This is a genomic window from Gardnerella sp. 30-4 (assembly GCF_001641215.1).
Lineage (GTDB): Bacteria > Actinomycetota > Actinomycetes > Actinomycetales > Bifidobacteriaceae > Bifidobacterium > Bifidobacterium leopoldii.
In genome coordinates this window covers 11898-33472 of record NZ_LXJL01000004.1, presented here as the reverse complement: position 1 = coordinate 33472, position 21575 = coordinate 11898, and the positions used below count along the sequence as shown (strand labels likewise).

Here is a 21575-nt window from a genome sequence, read left to right as displayed (position 1 = left end):
TTAAGAACAAAGCAGACAGTAAAATCTTTAACAGCCAGAGCGACGAAGGACGGGAACTTGCGAGGAGAGAAATCCCCCAAAACTCGCGCCACAGTAAGCAAAAACTTGTGTAACGCTGCCACCTACCCAATTTTCGTAAAAAGCGGCTTCACATTCGCCCAAATCCTTCGAGCAATACCCGGATGATTCATCGTATACAAGTGAATGCCATCCACGCCTTCTGCAATTAAATCGTTAATCTGCTGAGAAGCAAAAATACTGCCAGCATCACGCAAGCAATCAGCATTACTCCCCCAACGATCCATCATTGCGGAAACTTGCGAAGTAATTCGAGACGCACATAAGCTCGTCATGCGCTTAACTTGCGAAGCGTTCGCCACAGGCATTACTCCAGCCTCAATCGGCACGTTAATGCCAGCCGCACGAGCTAAATCACGGAAGCGCAAAAAATCCTCATTATCGTAGAATAATTGCGAAATTAAATGCGTAACACCAGCATCAACCTTGCGCTTCAGATTATCAATATCCGCCTGCAAACTTTCCGCCTCCGGATGCTTCTCCGGGTAGCAAGCGCCCAAAATAGGCAAATCCGGACGCTTTGAACGAATGTAGGAAACCAAGTCACTAGCGTGCTCAAAAACGCCTGCCGCCTCCTGGCCAGCAATCACGTCTCCGCGCAAAGCCAAAACGCCGGAAACGCCAGCATTATCAAACATTTCCAAAGCTTCATCAACAGCATCATAATCAAGGTAGCGAGCTGTTAAATGAGCAACTGCGTCAATGCCATATTCGGAGCGAATCGTATGAGCAATACGCGCAGTAGCAGTACGATCCTGCAGCTTTCCAGTGCCGTAAGTAACCGAAATAAAATCCGGGTCAAGACCCTTCAAACCATCCAAAGTATCGTAAATCGTACCAATAGGAGATGTGCGCTTAGGTGGAAAAACTTCCAGCGAAAACTTTGGTTTATACGGCATAGCTCACCCCCTATTTAGATTGTTGCTTACATTGCCGCTTAGATTTCCGCTTTGCTTGTTGCTTTGCTGATTATTAGAAAGCTCCGCACGGACCTCTTTAGCAGCAGCGACAAGATTCTCCAAGCTTGGCCAAGTTTCAGCGTCGCCTCGAGTTTTAAGACCGCAATCCGGGTTAATCCAAAGCTTTTGAGCAGGCATCTTACGCAAAATCTCGTGAATACGCTCCACAAGCTCCGCCTTACCAGGAACGCGCGGAGAATGAATGTCGTAAACGCCAGGACCAGCCTCAGTCTCAAAATGCGCGTCGTGAATAGCGTCAAGCACAACCAAGTCGCCACGAGAAGCCTCAAAAGAAATCACATCCGCATCCATAGCATCAATGTCGCGAATAATGTCATTAAACTCCGAATAGCACATATGCGTGTGAATTTGCGTAGTCGCAGCAACTGCAGAATGAACAAGGCGGAAAGCAGCAATCGCCCAATCCAAATACTTCTTATGCCAATCAGAGCGGCGAAGTGGCAACTTTTCGCGCAAAGCAGCCTCATCAATCTGAATCACACGAATACCCGCACGCTCCAAATCCAACACTTCATCGCGAATAGCAAGAGCCAACTGCTGAGTCTGCTGCTCGTGAGTAATATCCTCGCGAGGCCAAGACCAGTTAAGAATCGTCACAGGTCCTGTAAGCATGCCCTTAACAATATGCTTCGTGCAGCTTTGGGCATAAGCGCTCCAAGCCACAGTAATCGCAGACTCGCGAGAAACATCCGACCACACGATTGGAGGCTTCACGCAGCGAGTACCATAAGACTGCACCCAAGCGTTTTTCGTAAATTTAAAGCCGCGCAAATGCTGGCCAAAATATTCAACCATGTCGTTGCGCTCAAACTCGCCGTGAACAAGCACATCCAAGCCAATTTGCTCCTGATGCTCAATGCACTTGGCAATGCGATTGCGCATAAACTCGTCGTAAGCTTCGCGCGAAATCTCGCCCTTACGAAGAGCAGCTCTAGCGTTACGAATATCCTTAGTTTGCGGGAAAGATCCAATAGTAGTCGTTGGCAAATCCGGTAAGCCAAGAGCTTCCTTTTGCAAACGCTGACGTTCTGCCCTTTCCGGCAATCGCACAAAATCAGAATCTTTAAGATTAGCAAGACGATTAGCAACAGCAGAATCTGCTTTCACGCGCGAACCGTCGAACAAAGCCTGATTTTTAGCCAAAACGTTACTTGACTTGCGGCTTTCGTCACTTTCTGCAGCAAGATTTGCAATATCGCGAATCTCTTGCAACTTTTCAACAGCAAAAGCAAAATATTGCAAAACATCCGCACCCAAAGCATCCTCACCAGCAGTGCTAAAAGGCACGTGAAGAAGCGAGCAAGCAGTAGAAACAGCCACGCGATCCGTAACATTCTTACGCAAAGCGTCAACCAAACCAAGACTCACAGCATAATCGTTGCGCCAAATATTGCGGCCGTTCACAACGCCAGCAAAAAGCGTAGTTTTTTCGTTCACACCATAACGCTCAATGGCTGCAAGATTTTCTTCCTTGCCTTCCACCAAATCAACGCCAACACCGTCAAAACCAAGATTATTCACAGTTTCGTAAGCGTCAGCAATATTGCCAAAATACGTGTTAAGAAGAATCTTAACTTCCGCGCTCCTAGCATCAAGCAAAGGCTTATACAAAGCTTCAAAAAGCTCCAAATCGCCTTCCTCTTTATCAAGCGCCAAATAAGGCTCATCAAATTGCAGCCAAGTTGCGTGAAGTTCGCCAAAACGCTTAACAATACTCGCATAAGCAAAAGCCAGAGCTGAAATCACAGACTCAGTTACTTTCAACTCCTGCGCTTCAGGAGTACGAGCCAACTTCAAAAAAGTGTACGGGCCAATCAGCACAGGCTTCGTTTCCAAACCCTGCGCGCGAGCCTCCAAAAACTCGTCAAAAGGCTTAGTTCCAGCCAAATGCAAGCCTTCCGGATTCACAACTTCCGGAACAATATAGTGGTAGTTCGTAGTAAACCACTTCTTCATTGGCAACGCCGTCACATCGCCGCGCTCACCCTGATAGCCGCGCGCAATAGCAAAAAGCGTATCCTCAGCATGCTCAAAATTCAATTTACGATAACGCTCAGGCACAGCACCCAGCAAAATAGCAGTATCGAGCATTTGATCATAGTAGCTAAAATCGTTACTTGGAATTAAATCAATCCCAGCTTCAGCTTGCAAACGCCAATGCTTAGCTCGCAAAGACTGAGCAACTTCACGCACTTCATCCAAAGAAGCATCCTGCTTCCAGTAACGTTCAATAATCTTCTTCAACTCACGATTAGCGCCAATACGTGGGAAACCGGAAACAGAAGTAAAAACCGCAGACATACATCCTCCAAAAAATTTCTTTGACTCGCTTTAGCCTAGCAAAGAAATGCTTGAATGCGGTCATTCAAGAACTTGGGGTGTCGTTATAAGCTTAATTTATATGCTTAATTTCGTGTGGTTATGCAAAGGATTTGGGGGTGAGGATTGCGAGGGCCGTGGCACCGCGCAAGCCGCAAGTTGCGAATGGACGATCAGACACAAGCACCACAACAGACGCATTAGCAAGCCCCAAACGCATCGCCCCAAGCACATCCGGATCCGAATCAGGCGAAGAAAGCCACTGCGCAGCCATAGACATCGTCGGCTCATGCCCAACAATCATCGTCGTATGAACATCGCCTCGAATCGCTTGCAACTCGTCCATAACAGATTGCATACCGCCATCGTAAAGACTCTTGCGCGACTCAACCACAGGAGAGTCGCCAAAACGCTTCAACATGCGTTTCAAAGTTTGCTCAGTGCGATTCGCACTAGAACACACAATATAATCCGGCACAAGCTTCAAAGATTCCAAGCCTTTTGCCATAATTTTCGCCTGCTTCAAGCCCTTATCTGTAAGACCACGACCCCAGTCGTCACCCATTTGAGGAGCCTCAGCTTTAGCATGACGCATCAGCAACAAAACGTACTTACTATGATGTGCTTTCTTCATAAGCTTTTTCATTGGTGATGCCATAATGCTCTCCTACTTAGCTTGATTAAGCGCTGATTGTTGTGCAGACTGCGAATCTTGCAAATCTTGCGACTGCGAATCTTCCGGCAATTGCGCAAGCTGCACGTCTAAATCACGTAAAACTTTACGCAATTTACGATCCGAAATATCACGCAAAGACAAGTCTTCCAACTGTTCAGCGCGCTCTTCTGCTGTCATATCGTCAATATCGCTCACAGTATCTTTAGTACCGTGCTCACGCTTTTTCAAAGCGCTAAAACCTTCAGCCATTGCGCGCGAAACAATCAAAAATCCAGTGTGGCCAATCATCGCATGATCCGGACGAACCGCCAAACCTTGAGCTTTCCAAGTGCGTTCCAATGTTTCCTGAATCTCCGGCTCAGTCCACATGCCACTTTCTCGCAAAGCTTCAGCCATGCGAGACATTTGCGTAGTAGTCGTAACGTACGCAACAAGCACGCCTCCAGGCACAATAACTCGATGAGCTTGCTCGAGGCGATTCCAAGGGTCAAGCATGTCTAGCATAATGCGATCCACGCTGTGCGCATCTAAGGTTTTTGCAACAGAATCAAAATCGCCAGTAAGCAAATTCCACCATTCTGGGCGCTTTCCGTAGTACAAAGTTGCGTTAGACTCGGCAATGCGCGCAAAATCCGGGCGAAGCTCAATCGTAGTAAGCTTTCCACACTCCCCAACTGCGTCCAAAAGACTTAAACTCATAGCACCAGAGCCAGCGCCCGACTCCAAAACGCGCATTCCAGAACGAATATCTCCTAAAGCGATTACTTGCGCAATATCTTTCGGATACATAATTTGCGCGCCTCTAGGCATAGAAAGCACGTAGTCAACCATGCGCGGTCGCATAACTACATAATCCCAGCCGCCAATAGCGCGAGCTGCTTTCCAAGGCTTATTGCCAGATTTTGAAAGGTCTTTAGATTCTTGATTTTCGCTATTTTGCTGAGATTCGCGCTTTGCACTAACAGTAGTAATTACAACGCCTTCGCTTTGGCCAATCACGTCGTCGTGACAAATAAGGCCGTGCTCAGTTTGTGTAAATCCGCCTGCAATAAGTTGTGCAGTAATTCGCTTACCTTTACGATCAGTGAACTGAATCTTCTCACCTACTCGTAACACTCCGCTACGCGAACTACCTGAACGCACTAAACACCTCGCAACTTTAAAACGACTTTTATTATTTCTACTATTATAAGCTCACAGTGGTAAGAGGCATTGCAGAATCGATTGCAAAATCAGGAGCAGAAGGACGAACTCCTGCTTCTACCAAATTCACGCCTAGCATTGCAACCATCGCACCGTTATCTGTGCAAAGCTTGAGCTCTGGCAAACGCACTTCAATTCCATGCTCCTCGCCGCAAGCCAGCAAATGCTCACGAAGCTGCGAGTTAGCAGAGAATCCGCCGCCAATCATCAACGTTTTAGAACCGTACTGCTCGCAGCCCATCATAGCTTTTCTGGAAAGCACTTCCGCCACAGAATTAGCCAAAGAAGCACACACGTCGTCAACTGGAATTTCAAGACCCTGAGCCTCACGCGCTTCAACCCAACGAGCAACAGCAGTTTTTACGCCCGAGAAGCTGAAATCGTACGGATGCTCTTTGCCAGAACGACCTTGCGTCAAGCCTTGCGGAACTTTCAAAGTATCCGGATTTCCAAGCCTGCCATGCCTATCAATATGAGGGCCACCCGGGTATGGGAATCCAAGCAAACGCGCAACTTTGTCAAAGCACTCGCCTGCAGCATCGTCCAAAGTTGTGCCAACAACGTCAATACTTCTAGCAATATCGTTCACGTGAAGAAGCGAAGTGTGACCGCCGGAAACAATTAAAGCCAGCACATCTTCCGGCACGTCGCCGAATTGCAATTGTGTTACTGCAATATGCCCAATTACGTGATTAATACCATAAATCGGCTTATTTGCAGCCCAAGCTAGTGCTTTAGCTCCCGAAACTCCCACAGCTAAGCAGCCAGCAAGACCAGGACCTGCGCTTACTGCAATCGCGTCAACATCGCTTAAATCCATGTTTGCGTCTGCCAATGCTTTAGAAACAACCGGCACGAAAGCTTCAGCGTGCGCACGAGAAGCAATTTCTGGAATTACGCCACCGTAGCGCGCATGCTCCTGCATTGAAGATGCCACCACATTCGACACCAGAGTACGTCCGCGCACAATAGCTGCGGCAGTTTCGTCACAAGTTGATTCAATCCCCAATACGATTGCTTCGCTCATTTTATTCCTCTTTATTCCTCGTTATTCCTCAGTTCCGTTATTTTTTGCGGTTAGATCAGCGCACATTGTGTACGCATCCACGCCTTCCGGCTGATAGTAACGTTTCCGCAAACCCATTTTCTTAAAACCAAAACGTTCATACAACACGAGCGCAGGAACATTGTCAACTCGCACTTCTAGCAACATGCGCTTAGCACCAATTTTTTCTGCGGTTTTGATCATAGTTGATAAAAGTTCCGACGCTAGGCCTTTTCTTTGATATTGTTTTGCAATGCCAATTGTCATTATTTGCGCGTCATCGCCGTCAAACCAGTAGCCGGCATACCCGCATAACGTATGCGTATTTTCGTCGATTTGAGCGTAATACGCGCGCATAGGAGCTTGCAATTCTTGCGAAATCATGCTCTCATTCCATGAGCCTTTGCCAAACAAGTCGGCTTCAATAGGAGCTATTTTTTGCGCTAACTCATTGCAAGTAAAATCGCACTTTGGAACTATATTGCAATTCTCGACTACTGCTGGAAATTTAGAACGCGTTATATCAACAATCATAATTACTCAAATCGTTAAAACGCTTCTATTTTTCTTTTGCCTTATTCGCTTCGCCAGAGCCAAGCACATGCTTAAGCGGATTTGGCACAGACACGTCCGGACGGCGCAAATAAAGCGGTTCAACAGCTTTTACGCGCTCATCTTTATCGACGCAATTCTCAGCGCACTGCTCGAAAATTTGCAAGCCTTGCACACCCAAGTCAAGCGCAGAAACTTCAGCAATAACGCCAATATTGGCAATATTTCGCCAATCTTCAACGTATTTTTTAGCACCGTGTCCGAGCACATCCACGCAATAATTTTCGTTAGTTTTGCTTGCTAAATACTCATTCACACGAGCAACAACATTTTGCGGATAGTCAATATCCATATCTATTAGCGCATTTCCTTCGTTGTCGTATAAGGACATGTACACTTGGCGACGACGCGCATCATTTAGTGAAAGCACGTAGTGACGAATATTAGAGTCGCAAGAATCCACAGAATTCGGAATATTTAGTAGCAAATCCTTGCAAATAACGCCATTTTTGCGAGCTTCTTCGAACGCGCCGGAACGCATCATCAAACTTTGAGGAAGAAGACTATCACACCCCAAAATTTCAGCATTATTTGCAAATGCAATCGCTTTTGCTGCAACTAATCCTGCGCGAAGTCCTGTAAAAGGAGCAGGACCTACTCCCACAACCACGCGTTTAATATCGGAAGGCTTAAGCCCAGCGTCCTCCACAACTTTTGCAATATTTACTTGTAAACGCTCCACGTGAGTGCGAGAGTCGGTTTCAACAATCGGCTCATGGCCCACAATTCCAACAGTAGAGCCAAATGATGTGTCAATAATCAGCGTATTACTCATGTTCATTCCTCGAAGTCACGTACCAGACTAGCTTACTCGCTTAGCACAACTTGATTTATTTGTTGCGATATTTACTCGCGTATTTCTAATTACAATTTTGCAAGTCGATTAAGCCAATCCTTGCCAACAGCTTTCAAAGTTAAGATTCGCTCGCCATCGCTAGTAAAATCGTCTACTTGCGAAGAGTCAATAGGTCTTGCAATATGAACTTCTAAGCGCTCAGCAGCAAGCACTCCTGCCATTTGCTCACCCCACTCCATAAGCACAACAGTGCCGTCTCCTGGCTCTTCCAAAGCTTCGTCAAGCCCCAAAGATTCAAGCTCGTCAAGCAAACGCGAAACAGCATCTTGCCCCGGAGCAAAATCTTCGCCACCCAAACGATAAGCATCAACGTGAATTAGCGTCGCCGGCTTACCATCCGCAAAAGTGCCATGCAATTCGCGCGCAATCGTAAAAGTTGGAGACACAATCGGCTCACTAATTGAAAGCCCTGCACCAAAACCTTGAGCGAACGTTGTTTTACCAGCTCCAAGAGGACCAGAAAGCAGCAAAACGTCGCCTTCTTTAACTAGTTTTGCCACAGCTTTACCAAGCTCGCGCATATCAGTATCTGTAGGCACAGTACACACTTTTTGCTGTTCTGACACCGTTTCTTCTTTCATACTTAACACAATCTTTCTAATTTGCAGTTCTTAATTTACGTTTCTTATTTACGATTCTTAATTTACGATTCTTAATTTACGCTTTCTAATTTCCTCGAGACGCAATGAGCATAATACATTTTTCAAGCGCATAATTCGCATCACTAGATCCGCCTTTGCACTGCTCATCCGCCCAAGCTAAAGATTGCAAACATTTAGAAACACCTGCACTATTCCATCCAGCAAGCTGACGCATTGCCATTTTAAGAGCCCACGGGTTTACTTTCGCTTCAGCACTAGAAATCGTGCCGTTGCGAATTGCCATTGCGAGCGCAATTACGCGTACTTTTGCAGCCAAAGCACCTATTAATGCTATGGCGTCAACTCCTTGAGCAATTGCAGTTCTTGCTGCAAGCACAGCAGAACCTGCATGACCTGCAACAGCTTTATCTGCAACAAAAAAGCCGGTAACTTGCGGATCTGCAATCAAGTATCGGTCGACAATATCAAGCGTTATTGGATTATCGTCATAGTCGAAGCATAATTGCGAGCATAATGCTGCAAGCTCCCCTGTTTTACTTCCCAAAACTGACACAAGACGTTGTGCTGCTTGAGGCTCAACGCTTCGATTGTGACGCTCAAATATGCTCATAACGAAGTTGAGCTTGGCATCGTCTTTTTTAAGATCCGGCACTGTAATTGTGTTTGCGCCAGCTTTCGTAAGGCGCGTAATAATAGACTTTCCTTTAAGCCCACCTTCGTGACGCGCAATAACCCAAGTTGCAGAAGAGTCTACAAAATTATTTTCGCTATTTTCACTATTTTGCGTTTGTTTGCAGAAATTTTCGATTGCGTCCACTAAAGACTCGTCTGCTTGTTGCAAATTATTTATTATTACAATCGTTCCGTCACCGAAAAGCGAAGGACCTACAGCTTCGTCAAATGCGTACTGATCCGCAGTTGACGCATCAAGTTCAATAATTTCAGCATCCGGAGCACTTTTTTGAACTTTTTCACGCACATTTCGAGCATTTAGCTCGTTTAAGTAAGCGTCACCTCCAACTACCAGCGTAACTGGCATAACGCGTTGCGCGCGCTTATTATTTGCTGCCATAATGCTCCTTAAACCAACCAACTCTTAACCATCATAATATTGCATTCGAATATGCGTGCGTGTTTGCTACTCTTCGAAAATTTTCTCTGCTTCTCGTAATGTTCGCTTTGCCGAAGCAGACCACAGTTGACCAATTATGCTAGCTCTTTGAACATAATACTTATTGCGAAAAGCTCGCAAAGCTAGCATAAACAAAGCCAATATCACAAATTCTGCACACAACATTGCCCACGCTCCTGCAGCACCTTTTATCCATGGAAACACGCCAAAAGATACTTCATCGCACCAACACGCGCACTTTTGCATAAAGCTTGTTCCAATTGATGAAGCTCTTGCGAAAATAAGCGATAATCCATCGTTAAAGCTCGCACAAACTAGTGAAATTAAGCCGCACACTGTTGCCCAATCCATAAGAGGAGCGACTATTAGATTAGCTGGCACAGACATAAAAGACACTTCCGGTTGCATAAGAATTTGCACTGGCATAGTCCAAAATTGTGCAGAAAGCGTTATAGCTAGCGCAGAAGCAACACAAGATGGCATATATTTTGCAAGCGTTTTAGAAATCGGCACTCCCATAACAACAATTCCCAAAGTTGCTGCAGAAGAAAGAGCAAAAGCATAATCCCAAGCATACGAAGGGTTTACTAGTAACACTCCAATAACAGTCCAACTTAAAGCACTAACTGACTGGTATGGACGTTTGCAACACCACGCAACAGCGGATATTATTCCCATAATTAACGCTCGAAGCACAGATGCAGAAGGGTAAACTATCGCAGCCAAAGCAATTTGCAACGTAATTTGTATTAAAGATGTAGCCCAACGAGCCAACAGTAATCGTGCGCAAAACTTGCGAATAATCATACTAAGTAGCAAAAAGTGTCCGCCTGAAACTGCCATAACGTGCATGATTCCAGCATGTTGAAAATGTTGACGTGTCATATTCGCATAAGTTTCGTCGACAGGCTCAAGTGAACTTGCATCCTCTACTGGCACATATTCTTGCCCAAGCATGCCAACAGTTACTCCAGGAACCAACATTCTGCCTTGCATATCGAGCTTATTTGTTACGTCATAAAACGATTTCCACAAATTACTAACGGCTTTGTGCCAAAAGTCTGAGTCTTGTACAACATGCAAATTTCGTTGAGTTTTTTCTACATGCAATTCAGGCTTACTACTATCAAATCTCGAAGCTTTCACGCTAACAGGAACGCTTAGGCTAGAACCATAGCTAAGTTGCTTGCATATTGGCGAATACGCATACAGTCGCGCTTGAACGTAACTTTTTTGCGCATCAAACTTATGCACTTGAACATTAGCTTGGCAATCTCCTTTAAAACTTCTAGACGAGCGCACAGGAGTAACTACTGTAAATTCTGCAAAATGTGCACACCCGGCATTATTTCCTCGAGAATACAGTGCTTTAGTAGGATTATTGCCGCGTATTTCTCGCATAATAACGTCACCAGATATCACATATTGAGTTATGTACGAAAGCATGAACGCAGCTACAAAAGCGTTTATTATCACTAAAACTGTTCTACGCCATATAAAAAACTTAAATTTTTTGCAAAATATAAAAATCGAAACTATAGTTGCATTGAATAAAACTATTGAAATGCAATAAATTATAGTAAAATCGCATAAGAATTTTCCAATTAAGCACCCAGCCCAGCACGCTGCAGCAACAGGAATCATACGAAAGTCACGACTTCCAGAAACGTTTTCTACTTTTTCTACGTTTTCTCGCATAATTCACCTATTTGACGTCAACATTCCCACGGAATTTATTCAAGGTTTTAGGCCCAATTCCTTTAATTTGCATCAAATCTTCTAAACTGCGAAAATAACCAACTCTTTTACGCTGAGCGATAATGCGCGCAGCAGTTTTGGGACCGATTCCTTTTAAGGTTTCTAGTTGATCAAGCGTTGCCGTGTTTATATTGATTCTGCCAGTGCTACTTTGATTAGAAGCAGTATTTTTGTCGCTTCTGTCACTTTTATTACTTCTGTCACTTTTATTACTTCTGTCACTTTTATTACTTCTGTCGCTTTTGTTGCTCACGTCGCTTTTGTCGTTACTATCACCTTTACTTCCTCTGTTGCCTTTACTTCCGTCACCTCCGCTGTTTTCGTCGAGTTCATTACTTACACTTTTTTCTTCATCATCATTTTTATTGTTACCTTTTAAATCGCTAAAAGAATGCTTTTCGCGACTAGTATCGTCGTTTTCTATTGCAAACGCGCCTGCTTTTTCGTTCTGAACTCGTTGATATGTTAAGGATTGAGAAATAAGCATTGTCAAGCTTGCACAAAGAGCCGCAACTAGTATCAGCATTAAAGCAAGCGTATGTACAGGCTTCATGTGAAATCTAGGATGAGTTTTTCTACTTATAATTTCTTCATCAAAAGAATTACAAGCTTTTTCGCAATAGTCGTCACTAAAATTTTTATCAAAATTGCTGTTAGAAAATTCTTCTAAAGACGTTGCAATTCGTCTCCTAGGCAAATCAGACGCAGGCTTATTAAGCCTAAAATTATGCTCATGATTCTGCCCAAAATTCTGCTCAAAGTCTTCCATAAATCCCCCAACTCTTAAAGTTCTTAACTTAACTATTGGGCAACTTATAACACTTCGCAACAAAAATATGCGCCTGTGGTTAAAAGCAAAAAATGCTGTAAAGCACGAAAAATCGCGCAATACAGCATTAATTAAGCAGACTTTAGCTTCGACTCAGCTCTCGTCAGGCACAATAGACACAATCTTAGGAGCCTTCACAATCACCTTGCGCGGAGCCTTACCGCCCAAGCGATCAGCTACAGCTTCTAGCGCGAGCTTTTCAAGCTCAGAAGCGTCAATATTTGGGTCAACTTCAAGCTTTGCTCGAACCTTGCCCTTTATTTGCACAACTGCAGTAACAGTATCCTCACCAACGTAGCGAGAATCCGCAACAGGCCAATCTGCGTGAGCAATCGACTTTGCGTGTCCAAGCTTGCTCCACATTTCTTCGCAAATATGCGGCGCAATTGGAGCCAGCATAAGAACCAGCGGCTCGACAGCTGCTCGCGGCACGTGAGGAAGCGAAGTCAAGTGGTTGTTAAGCACAATCAGCTTAGCAATTGCAGTATTTGGACGCATTGCTTCCATTTCCACAGTCACTTCTGCAATTGTGTTGTTAAGAACCTTCAACGTCTTCTCGTCGAGTGCGTCGTCGGTTACCACGCAAGCTCCGGTTTCTTCGTTCACAACGTTACGCCACAAGCGCTGCAAGAATCGCATGCCACCAACAACGTTACGCGTATTCCACGGGCGAGATTCAGAAAGCGGACCCATGCTCATTTCGTACAAGCGGAACGTATCTGCACCGTAGTTCTCGTACATGTAGTCTGGAGTCACAATATTCTTTAAGCTCTTGCCCATTTTGCCGAACTCGCGGTTCACGCTCTCGCCATGCCATGTAAAGGTTGGCTCACCAGCGCTGTTTGAAGCACCTTCTTCAACCTCGTCAGCAGGAACGTACTGTCCGCGCTCATCCGTATAAGCGTAAGCCTGAATCATACCCTGGTTAAACAAGCGGTGGAATGGTTCAGCAGAATCCACGTAACCCAAGTCGTAAAGCGCCTTATGCCAGAAGCGCGAGTAAAGCAAGTGCAAAACTGCGTGCTCTACACCACCAACATAAAGGTCAACGCCGCCAGAAACATGCTCTTTGCCTGGACGGTTTGTGCCCATCCAGTAGTCGTATTCATCGCTGTCAACCATATGCTCAGCATCGTTTGGATCCAAGTAGCGCATGTAATACCAGCAAGAACCAGCCCAGTTCGGCATAGTGTTGGTGTCACGATAGTAGGTTTTTACGCCATCGCCAAGGTCGAGCTGAACTTTTACCCAATCTTCGTTTCGGCTCAAAGGTGCTTCAGGCTCCGAATTTGCATCGTCTGGAGCGTAAGTTTTTGGCTGATAATCAGGAACGTCCGGCAATGCAATTGGAAGCTCGCTATCTGGCACTAAGTGAGCAACACCATCTTCGTCATAAACGATTGGGAATGGCTCACCCCAGTAGCGCTGGCGAGAGAACAGCCAGTCGCGAAGTCGGTAAGAAACCCTACCTTTTCCTACGCCTGCAGCTTCAAGCCAAGTAGTCACCTTTTTAATAGCTTCGTCTACGCGCAAACCGTTAATAGACAAAGCGTCACCAAGCTTGTGCGTATGTTCTACTGCTGAATTAATAACAATTCCGTCGTGAGAAACAAACGGAGCTTTACCTTCGTAATCTGCCAACTTTTCTTCGGAATCAGGCAAAGGCTCAACAGTGTAAATTACTGGCAAACCGAATGCTTTTGCGAAATCATAATCGCGCTGGTCGCCGCCAGGAACCGCCATAATTGCGCCTGTACCGTAACCCATAAGCACGTAGTCAGCAGCAAACAGCGGAAGTTTTGCTCCAGTTACAGGATTAATTGCGTAAAGACCAGTAAACAAGCCGGTTTTTGCTCCTGCATCTTCCGTGCGATCTTTAGCAGTCTTCGCGCGAGCTTGAGCTTGATACTCTGCCAAGCCTTCTTTAAGACTTGCGTAACCGCCCTTCCAGCTTTCTGGAACGTCCGCACCCCAAGCTTCTGGAACATGCTCAAGAATTGGGTGATCTACGGAAACAACCGCAAACGTTGTACCAAAAAGCGTGTCTGGACGAGTAGTGTACACTTCCAAATCGCGCGTTTCGCCGTCCGCACATGGCACTTCAAAGTGCACAGATGCACCGTGAGATTCGCCGATCCAGTTTCGCTGCATAAGCTTAACTTTTTCTGGCCAATCAATAGTGTTCAAATCTTCCACCAAGCGGTGTCCGTAAGCGGTAATTCGCATGGACCACTGGCGAAGGTTGCGCTGGAATACTGGGAAGTTTCCGCGTTCAGACTTACCTTCTGCAGTAACTTCCTCGTTTGCAAGCACAGTTCCCAAGCCTGGGCACCAATTTACAGGAGATTTAGAAATATAAGCAATACGGAAATTGTTTAATACATCCGCTTGCTCTACTTTATTAAGCTCTTCCCACTTTTTGCCTGTAAAACCAGGAATTTCGCGCTTGCCGCTCTTAAACTCATCAACGAGTTCAGCAATCGGACGAGCAGAACCCTTTCCGCCGTCTTTGCGCACAAAATTAGTGTCATACCAAGCGTCATAAAGCTTCGAGAAAATCCATTGCGTCCAACGCACATAATTTGTGTCAATCGTTGCAAAAGACCTACGATCGTCAAAACTCAAGCCCATACGATGCAACTGCCTGCGCATATTAGCAATATTTGCCTCAGTGGTGATGCGCGGATGCTGACCAGTTTGAACAGCATACTGTTCTGCTGGCAAACCAAAAGCGTCGTAACCCATTGCATGAAGAACATTCTCACCCTTCATGCGATGGTAACGGCTTACAACATCCGTTGCCAAATATCCAAGAGGATGTCCAACGTGTAAGCCTTTGCCGGAAGGATACGGGAACATGTCCATTGCAAAGAAAGAAGGACGACCGTCAGCAAGCTTGCCTTCGCCACCCTTCAAATCGCCTTTAACATTAGCAGCCCAGAACGTGCCTTGTTCATCCCAGGTTTTTTGCCAGCGCTGCTCAATATCTTGTGCGAGCTGCGCGTTGTAACGAAAAGCTGGCTCAGCAATAGTAGCTTTGTTGTCAGCTGTTGCATACTGTTGATCGTTGTCGTTCATACCCTAGGACTATAGCGTCTAATATCGTCATTACGCAACACTTTTTACAAGTTTTGTTGATATTTTATTNAAGAAAATATKTCTATTGAACAGATGGATGATAACAAATCTATTATTCGCATAACCGTTCCAAGAGCAAATCGTTCTGATAAACCGATTTATATTAATGGAAATCCTATAGGCGGTACGTATCGTCGTAATTTCGAAGGCGACTACAAATGTTCGCAAGAAGAGTATCAAGCGATGGTCAGAGACAATGGTTCGAGCGTAAATTCTATGGATCAATCTCCACTGTTGCAACACAGTGTTGACGATTTTGATATGGAGACTGTGCGCTCTTACCGCAATATGCTAAGTGCAGTGCGTCCTCAACATCCTTGGCTTACGCTTGATACAGATGAATTTCTTATGAGAATCGGAGCGTTAGCAAAAGACGAGTCGAATAAATTGCATCCTACTCGATCGGGTCTTTTAATGTTTGGTCAGGAGTGGTGCATTATTACGGAATTTCCGTACTATTTTCTCGACTACAGAGAAATTACCAATGCTGATAGTAGGTGGAGTCATAGGATTGTCAGCTCGGATGGTTCGTGGAGTGGAAATCTTTATGATTTTTGGAGTATTGTATGGCAGCGTCTTTCTCGTAAAATTGATGTACCATTTTTGCTTAATTCGCAGTCATTACGAGTTGATGATACTCCGTTGCATATGGCAGTTAGAGAAGCCCTTGCAAACACGTTGATTCATGCTGATTATTATATGCGAGGTAACACTGTTATTACATATGATGATGCTGTGAGTACTGATGTTGATGGTTCTTCACAATCTTCTATAGAAACAAATAGCGCAAATGATGGTTTTAAGCTTTCTTTTGCAAACCCGGGTTGCTTACGTATGCCTGTAGAAGTGGCTTTAGCTGGAGGTTTTTCTGATTCTCGGAATCCAGCACTGCTTAAAATGTTCGCGCTGATTTCTGTTGTTGAACGTGCTGGAAGCGGATTTGATGCTATGAGAGCTGGTTGTGATTGGGCTGGAATACGCTATCCAATGTTAAGTGAGTCCTTTAATCCAGACCGTACTACTCTTGAATTTTTTGTAAGCGATAAGAATAACTTTGTATCTGGTTCTTCAAAAAACAAAACTGAACTTAATGCTAATTCATTGAATTTAGTGAACGGTACTTATAATTCAGAACTTACTACAAATTCACTTTCGCAAGATTCTAATAACTCGCATAAACGTATGAGCGTTGACGATTGCTATAAAAAGATTATTGAAGCAGTACATAATCATGGAACAATAAAGCGTGAGCAAGTGCAAAATATTCTTAACGTGGGTAGTACCAAGGCTAAGCAATTGTTATCTGATTTAGTTAGTAGAGGAGATATTTCAGTTTGTGGAAAAGGTCGAGCTACTACCTACGTTTTTAACCGCAGTTAAACAAAAACCGCACATGTGTGAATTAATCGCTTATGCACGAAACTCGCGTGCGCCATCGTAACGTTTTAACCAAATCTCGCTGGCAAACTCTTTCTGGCAAGTAATCGCCGTTACTTTCTCAGTTGGTTAGTCTGCTTGAGCGCTCCAATTGTGGGGAGTTTTCCTCGTGTTTGGAGTGCTGCACAAACAAAAAAACCGCACATGTGTGAATTAATCCACGAACATGTGCGGTTTATGTTTATTTATTACTGATTAATCAAATCAGGCGTTTACACGATCGATGCCGGACTGCACGTCAGCAATCACGGAATCCCAAGACTTGATGAAGGCGGCAACACCGTCGGCCTCAAGCTTGTCGGTAACGTCCTTGATGTTGATGCCAAGCTCAGCAAGCTTGTTCATAACAGCGTGGCTCTCTTCGTAAGTACCCTTGACGGAAGGAGCGCCGTTGCCGTGATCAGCAAGAGCGTTCAAAGTCTTTTCTGGCATGGTGTTAACAACATGCTCAGCAACCAACTCGTCAACATACTTGCAATCGGAGTAAGCTGCGTTCTTTGTGCCAGTAGAAGCCCAAAGTGGACGCTGCTTCTTAGCACCCTTGGCCTCAAGCTCAGCCCAACGTGGGTCAGCTGCGAACTTCTTCTCGAAGAGTTCGTAAGCCAAGCGAGCGTTAGCAACAGCAGCCTTGCCTTCAAGAGCCTTAGCTTCAGCAGAGCCGTTAGCTTCGAGGAGCTTGTCAACAGCGGTATCAACGCGGGAGACGAAGAAGGAAGCCACGGAACCAATGTGCTTCAAGTCGTGGCCGTTAGCGGCAGCCTGAGCGATACCTTCGATGAAGGCGTCGATAACCTGCTCGTAGCGCTCGAGGGAGAAGATCAAGGTTACGTTCACAGAAATACCCTTAGCAAGGGTAGCGGTGATAGCTGGAAGACCTTCCAAAGTTGCAGGAATCTTGATCATAACGTTTGGACGATCAACCTTTGCCCAAAGCTCTTCAGCCTGCTTCTCAGTGTTAGCAGTATCGTGAGCCAAGCGTGGGTCAACTTCGATGGAGACGCGGCCGTCAACGAAGTCGGTCTTTTCAGCGATCTCGCGGAAGATATCGGTTGCGTTACGAACGTCGGTGGTGGTCAACTCGCGGATAGCGGTTTCAACGTCGACCTTGCCGAGTTCCTTAAGCTGTGCATCGTATGGGCCAACCTGGCTCAAAGCCTTCTGGAAGATGGATGGGTTGGTGGTAACGCCAACAACATTCTTATTAGCAATCAAATCCTGCAAAGAGCCGGACTCAATGCGGGTACGGGACAAATCGTCCAACCAAATAGAAACGCCGGAATCGCTGGTGCGCTGCGTTGCTTCAGTCATGTTATCTCCTTAACACTGTGCTCCACCAATTGGGGCACGTCGGTAGTTTGGCGTTTTTACAAGAAACAGCGGTTGATGTCGAACCAACGGTAGCTCGGCATCAACACGCCGTCGCTGTTTCTTGCGAAGTGTTTCGTCAGCACTTCTAGTTTTGTGACATATCAATTTTATTTTGATACATCAAGCTTTATTTCGCTTATTTACTTAAGCGCGAGCTTCTTCGATAGAAGCCTTAGCAGCTTCTACTACGTGCTCAGCAGTAATGCCCAAGTCGATCATGTTCTGACCGCCGTCACCCTGCAAGCCGTACTGTTCGATAGAAACAGCCTTGCCGCAATCGCCAAGATACTTGTACCAAGGCAATGCCAAGCCAGCTTCGATGGAAACGCGAGCCTTGACGGACTTTGGCAAGATTTCTTCCTTGTACTCTTCGTCCTGTTCTTCGAACCATTCGAGAGATGGCATGGAAAGAACGCGAGCCTTGATGCCTTCAGCTGCCAAAGTCTTGGCGCCAGCAACAGCCCACTGAACTTCGGAACCGGTTGCCATGATGATTACGTCTGGAGTGCCTTCGCAATCAACCAAAACGTAAGCGCCGTGCTTGACGCCTTCGCGAGCCTTTTCAGCAGTCTCAGCGAGGGTTGGAACGCCCTGGCGGGTCAAAATCATGGCAGTTGGGTAGCTGTTCTTCTTCTCGAAGAAGTAACGGTAAGCTTCAGCAGTTTCGTACTCATCTGCAGGGCGTACAACCTCAAGTTGAGGAATAGCGCGGAAAGCAGTCAAGTGTTCGATTGGCTGGTGAGTTGGACCATCTTCGCCCAAAGCTACGGAATCGTGGGTCCAAACGTAGAGGTTTGGAATCTCCATCAAAGCAGCCAAGCGAACTGCTGGGCGCTCGTAGTCAGAGAACTGGAAGAAGGTGCCATTGAATGGGCGAGTGTCAGAACCAAGCAAAATACCGTTGGTAATAGCACCCATTGCGAACTCACGCACACCGAAGTGAAGCTGACGGCCATGCTCGGAAACGTTTGGCCAAGTGCGAGTTGCATCCTCGGATGGACCGAAGGAGTCAGCACCCTTAATGTTGGTGTTGTTGGAGCCGCCCAAATCAGCGGAACCACCCCAAAGTTCTGGCATAACGGCAGCAATTGCGTTAAGAACTGCGCCGGAAGCCTTACGGGTAGCGACCTTAGAACCAACTTCGAAGCCAGCAACCAAGTCGTCAATAGCCTTGTCGAAGCCTTCAGGAAGCTTGCCAGCCTTAATGCGCTCGTAGAGAGCAGCCTTATCTGGGTTGGCGGCAGCCCACTTTGCAAGAGCTTCGTCCCAAGCCTTGTGAGCAGCCAAGCCGCGCTCTGCAACCTTGCGAGCGTGAGCCAAAGCTTCTTCGTCGATTGGGAATTGAACTTCTGGGTCGAAACCGCAAAGTTCCTTCAAGCCCTTCACAGCTTCTTCGCCAAGCTTAGAGCCGTGGGAAGCTTCGTTGTTGGTCTTGCCTGGGGTTGGCCAAGCAATCAAAGTATTAACCTTAATGAAGTGAGGCTTGTCGGTAACTTCCTGAGCCTTTTCAATAGCTGCAGCCAAAGCCTGAACGTCTTCCTTGTAGGAGCCGTCTGGCTGGATGAAGCTAACTTCATCGGTGTACCAACCGTAGGCGCGGTAACGAGCAAGAATATCCTCAGAGAAGGTGAGCTTAGTGTCGCCTTCAATCTGAATATGGTTTGCATCGAAGATTACAGTCAAATTGCCAAGCTTCTGGTTTCCAGCCAAGGAAGCAGCTTCAGAAGAAACGCCTTCCTCAACGTCGCCTTCGCCGCAGATAACCCAAACCTTGTGATCGAATGGGGAAGTGCCGGCTGGAGCTTCTGGATCAAGAAGACCGCGCTCAAAGCGCTGACCATAGGCAAAACCAACAGCAGAGGCAAGACCCTGACCGAGTGGGCCAGTAGTCATTTCGATGCCTGGAGTCAAGCCGTATTCTGGGTGGCCTGGAGTACGCGTGTCTGCACCGCCACGGAAATACTTGAGATCGTCAAGAGTCAAGCCGTATCCAGAGAAGAACAACTGCACGTATTGCGTAAGCGAAGCGTGACCGCCAGAAAGAATAAAACGATCACGGCCAGCCCACTTTGGGTCAGCTGGATCGTGCTTAATGAAATGCTGGTACAATGTGTACGCAATCGGTGCTAATGAAACAGGGGAGCCAGGATGTCCGTGTCCTGCTCGCTCAACAGCATCAGCCGAGAGAACCTTCGCCATCTTTACGGCGCGCTCGTCTAATGCAGACCAGTTGAAATCGGTCATGTGATCTACTTTCCTTCCAATAATCCGGGTTTTTAAGCACAGCTTACGCTGGCTTTTTACCCTCTCATTGCCCTTCAATCCTATCTTTCGCGCGCGACGAATATGTTACAAAGTGTGTCAAAAGTTTGCTTTTATGTTCTGTTGCGTGCTAAGAAATAGACTACTATAGGAATATAGTATTTAGACGTGTTTGTAAGGAGTGGTAATGCAGTCACGACGCATGATGATTTTGCGCGCAGTTGTCGAGGATTATATTCGTTCTCAAGAGCCTGTTGGTTCTGCGGCTCTTGCAAAGCATCATCAGCTTGGTGTGAGTTCAGCTACTATTCGTAACGATATGTCGGCTTTGGAAGAGGAGGGATACCTTGTTCAACCGCACACTTCTGCAGGTCGTATTCCTACTGAAAAAGGCTATCGCTACTTTGTTGACGGTTTGGCTTCTGTTATTCCGCTTTCTGAACCGCAGCGTCGCGCTATACGTAACTTTTTGAGCGGATCTGTCAGTTTACAAGATACTTTGCAACGTTCCGCACGTCTTCTTGCAAGTATTACGGGTCAAGTCGCTCTCGTAGCATCTCCAGCATTGTCTAAGTCAAAAGTAAAAAGAATTGAGATTGTTCAAGTATCGTCTTCTACGCTTTTGGTTGTTGTGATTACAGATGCTGGAGGCGTAGCTCAGCACATGATTCAAGCAACTAATATAAATTCAGATGACTTATTGCATCTAACTAATATGGTTAATGAGTGCTGCATTGGGCTATCCCTTTCATCTGCTTCACAACGCGTTTATGCGCTCGCAAATCACAAAGATTTAGCATCAGCTTTGCAAATTATTAGTCAACTTGCTAATGCTTTAGAAGATATGCATGACGGTGAGCATGCTCACGGCTTATACATGGCTGGAGCTTCTCAACTTGCGCATAGACAAAGTATTGTTGATTTTGCTTCACTTTTTGACGCACTCGAAGAACAGGCTGTTATTATGCGACTTATGACTTCTTTAAGTGAGGAAGCAAGCGATTGTGCAAGTGGTGTTAGTGTTGCAATCGGCTCGGAAACGCATACTCCTGGTTTGCTTAACGCTTCTGTTGTAACAAGCGCTTACGGCTACAATGCTGATTCTGACTCTGCTTTTATTGGATCAATTGGTCCTACGCATATGGATTATGCTGCAACGATGACTGCTGTTAAGGCTGTTGCGCGCTACCTTAATTCGTTTATATCCGAAAATTCATAAAAACATGGCTGGTTTATGGCTGGTTATTCGGCTTATGTCTGGCTGTGCCTTATGCAAAAAT

16 protein-coding genes are annotated in these 21575 nt (G+C 45.8%); 2 read left to right on the top strand and 14 right to left on the bottom strand.

Annotated features, from left to right (window positions below; genetic code table 11):
- Window positions 1-122: 122 nt before the first annotated feature.
- From metF to leuS, 12 genes are all read right to left on the bottom strand, one after another.
- Window positions 123-977 (bottom strand): methylenetetrahydrofolate reductase [NAD(P)H], encoded by an 855-nt coding sequence (gene metF, locus A5294_RS00515; RefSeq protein WP_004119028.1) that lies wholly within the window; start codon window positions 975-977, stop codon window positions 123-125.
- 3 nt (window positions 978-980) lie between these two features.
- Entirely contained in the window at window positions 981-3359 is a 2379-nt protein-coding gene (gene metE, locus A5294_RS00510; RefSeq protein ID WP_064340197.1) for a 5-methyltetrahydropteroyltriglutamate--homocysteine S-methyltransferase, read from the bottom strand.
- A 118-nt stretch (window positions 3360-3477) separates the two neighbouring features.
- Entirely contained in the window at window positions 3478-4035 is a 558-nt protein-coding gene (locus A5294_RS00505; RefSeq protein ID WP_004119025.1) for a histidine phosphatase family protein, read from the bottom strand.
- A gap of 9 nt (window positions 4036-4044) precedes the next feature.
- Complete coding sequence (locus A5294_RS00500) at window positions 4045-5196, bottom strand: tRNA (adenine-N1)-methyltransferase (RefSeq protein ID WP_064340196.1); 1152 nt, start codon at window positions 5194-5196, stop codon at window positions 4045-4047.
- Window positions 5197-5239: 43 nt separating this feature from the next.
- Window positions 5240-6283, bottom strand: a complete 1044-nt coding sequence (gene tsaD, locus A5294_RS00495) for a tRNA (adenosine(37)-N6)-threonylcarbamoyltransferase complex transferase subunit TsaD (RefSeq protein WP_064340195.1) — start codon at window positions 6281-6283, stop codon at window positions 5240-5242.
- Window positions 6284-6304: 21 nt separating this feature from the next.
- The gene (gene rimI / locus A5294_RS00490) at window positions 6305-6835 is read right to left on the bottom strand and encodes a ribosomal protein S18-alanine N-acetyltransferase (protein ID WP_004119018.1); all 531 of its coding nucleotides are present in this window, start codon (window positions 6833-6835) and stop codon (window positions 6305-6307) included.
- A gap of 25 nt (window positions 6836-6860) precedes the next feature.
- Window positions 6861-7688, bottom strand: coding sequence for a tRNA (adenosine(37)-N6)-threonylcarbamoyltransferase complex dimerization subunit type 1 TsaB (gene tsaB, locus A5294_RS00485; protein ID WP_004119014.1), 828 nt, complete (start codon window positions 7686-7688; stop codon window positions 6861-6863).
- 89 nt (window positions 7689-7777) lie between these two features.
- Window positions 7778-8350, bottom strand: coding sequence for a tRNA (adenosine(37)-N6)-threonylcarbamoyltransferase complex ATPase subunit type 1 TsaE (gene tsaE / locus A5294_RS00480; RefSeq protein ID WP_004106436.1), 573 nt, complete (start codon window positions 8348-8350; stop codon window positions 7778-7780).
- A gap of 85 nt (window positions 8351-8435) precedes the next feature.
- The gene (holA, locus tag A5294_RS00475) at window positions 8436-9443 is read right to left on the bottom strand and encodes a DNA polymerase III subunit delta (RefSeq protein ID WP_004106442.1); all 1008 of its coding nucleotides are present in this window, start codon (window positions 9441-9443) and stop codon (window positions 8436-8438) included.
- Window positions 9444-9509: 66 nt separating this feature from the next.
- Window positions 9510-11201: a ComEC/Rec2 family competence protein gene (locus tag A5294_RS00470; RefSeq protein ID WP_004119009.1), complete on the bottom strand. Its 1692-nt coding sequence runs from the start codon at window positions 11199-11201 to the stop codon at window positions 9510-9512.
- A gap of 7 nt (window positions 11202-11208) precedes the next feature.
- Window positions 11209-12030, bottom strand: coding sequence for a ComEA family DNA-binding protein (locus tag A5294_RS00465; RefSeq protein WP_064340194.1), 822 nt, complete (start codon window positions 12028-12030; stop codon window positions 11209-11211).
- 153 nt (window positions 12031-12183) lie between these two features.
- Window positions 12184-15168, bottom strand: coding sequence for a leucine--tRNA ligase (gene leuS / locus A5294_RS00460; RefSeq protein ID WP_064340193.1), 2985 nt, complete (start codon window positions 15166-15168; stop codon window positions 12184-12186).
- Between the two features lie 93 nt (window positions 15169-15261).
- Between leuS and A5294_RS06870 the strand changes: the two genes are divergently transcribed.
- Window positions 15262-16608 (top strand): ATP-binding protein, encoded by a 1347-nt coding sequence (locus A5294_RS06870; RefSeq protein WP_231880163.1) that lies wholly within the window; start codon window positions 15262-15264, stop codon window positions 16606-16608.
- 261 nt (window positions 16609-16869) lie between these two features.
- Here the strand turns inward: A5294_RS06870 and tal are convergent, their stop codons facing one another.
- Both tal and tkt read right to left on the bottom strand, forming a co-directional pair.
- Entirely contained in the window at window positions 16870-17973 is a 1104-nt protein-coding gene (gene tal, locus A5294_RS00450; RefSeq protein WP_032842482.1) for a transaldolase, read from the bottom strand.
- A gap of 204 nt (window positions 17974-18177) precedes the next feature.
- Window positions 18178-20277: a transketolase gene (gene tkt, locus A5294_RS00445; RefSeq protein ID WP_004106357.1), complete on the bottom strand. Its 2100-nt coding sequence runs from the start codon at window positions 20275-20277 to the stop codon at window positions 18178-18180.
- Window positions 20278-20497: 220 nt separating this feature from the next.
- Here tkt and hrcA point away from each other — a divergent pair, with 220 nt between their 5' ends.
- Window positions 20498-21514 carry a heat-inducible transcriptional repressor HrcA gene (gene hrcA / locus A5294_RS00440; RefSeq protein ID WP_064340192.1) on the top strand — a complete coding sequence of 339 codons (1017 nt, stop codon included), beginning with the start codon at window positions 20498-20500 and terminating at the stop codon, window positions 21512-21514.
- Window positions 21515-21575: the final 61 nt, after the last annotated feature.

What these genes read in the sequence shown, in the direction of transcription:
- metF (WP_004119028.1), bottom strand. Translation starts at nt 977, where the DNA reads ATGCCGTATAAACCAAAGTTTTCGCTGGAAGTTTTTCCACCTAAGCGC.
- metE (WP_064340197.1), bottom strand. Translation starts at nt 3,359, where the DNA reads ATGTCTGCGGTTTTTACTTCTGTTTCCGGTTTCCCACGTATTGGCGCT.
- A5294_RS00505 (WP_004119025.1), bottom strand. Translation starts at nt 4,035, where the DNA reads ATGGCATCACCAATGAAAAAGCTTATGAAGAAAGCACATCATAGTAAG.
- tsaD (WP_064340195.1), bottom strand. Translation starts at nt 6,283, where the DNA reads ATGAGCGAAGCAATCGTATTGGGGATTGAATCAACTTGTGACGAAACT.
- rimI (WP_004119018.1), bottom strand. Translation starts at nt 6,835, where the DNA reads ATGATTGTTGATATAACGCGTTCTAAATTTCCAGCAGTAGTCGAGAAT.
- tsaB (WP_004119014.1), bottom strand. Translation starts at nt 7,688, where the DNA reads ATGAGTAATACGCTGATTATTGACACATCATTTGGCTCTACTGTTGGA.
- tsaE (WP_004106436.1), bottom strand. Translation starts at nt 8,350, where the DNA reads ATGAAAGAAGAAACGGTGTCAGAACAGCAAAAAGTGTGTACTGTGCCT.
- holA (WP_004106442.1), bottom strand. Translation starts at nt 9,443, where the DNA reads ATGGCAGCAAATAATAAGCGCGCGCAACGCGTTATGCCAGTTACGCTG.
- A5294_RS00470 (WP_004119009.1), bottom strand. Translation starts at nt 11,201, where the DNA reads ATGCGAGAAAACGTAGAAAAAGTAGAAAACGTTTCTGGAAGTCGTGAC.
- A5294_RS00465 (WP_064340194.1), bottom strand. Translation starts at nt 12,030, where the DNA reads ATGGAAGACTTTGAGCAGAATTTTGGGCAGAATCATGAGCATAATTTT.
- leuS (WP_064340193.1), bottom strand. Translation starts at nt 15,168, where the DNA reads ATGAACGACAACGATCAACAGTATGCAACAGCTGACAACAAAGCTACT.
- A5294_RS06870 (WP_231880163.1), top strand. Translation starts at nt 15,262, where the DNA reads ATGGATGATAACAAATCTATTATTCGCATAACCGTTCCAAGAGCAAAT.
- tal (WP_032842482.1), bottom strand. Translation starts at nt 17,973, where the DNA reads ATGACTGAAGCAACGCAGCGCACCAGCGATTCCGGCGTTTCTATTTGG.
- tkt (WP_004106357.1), bottom strand. Translation starts at nt 20,277, where the DNA reads ATGACCGATTTCAACTGGTCTGCATTAGACGAGCGCGCCGTAAAGATG.
- hrcA (WP_064340192.1), top strand. Translation starts at nt 20,498, where the DNA reads ATGATGATTTTGCGCGCAGTTGTCGAGGATTATATTCGTTCTCAAGAG.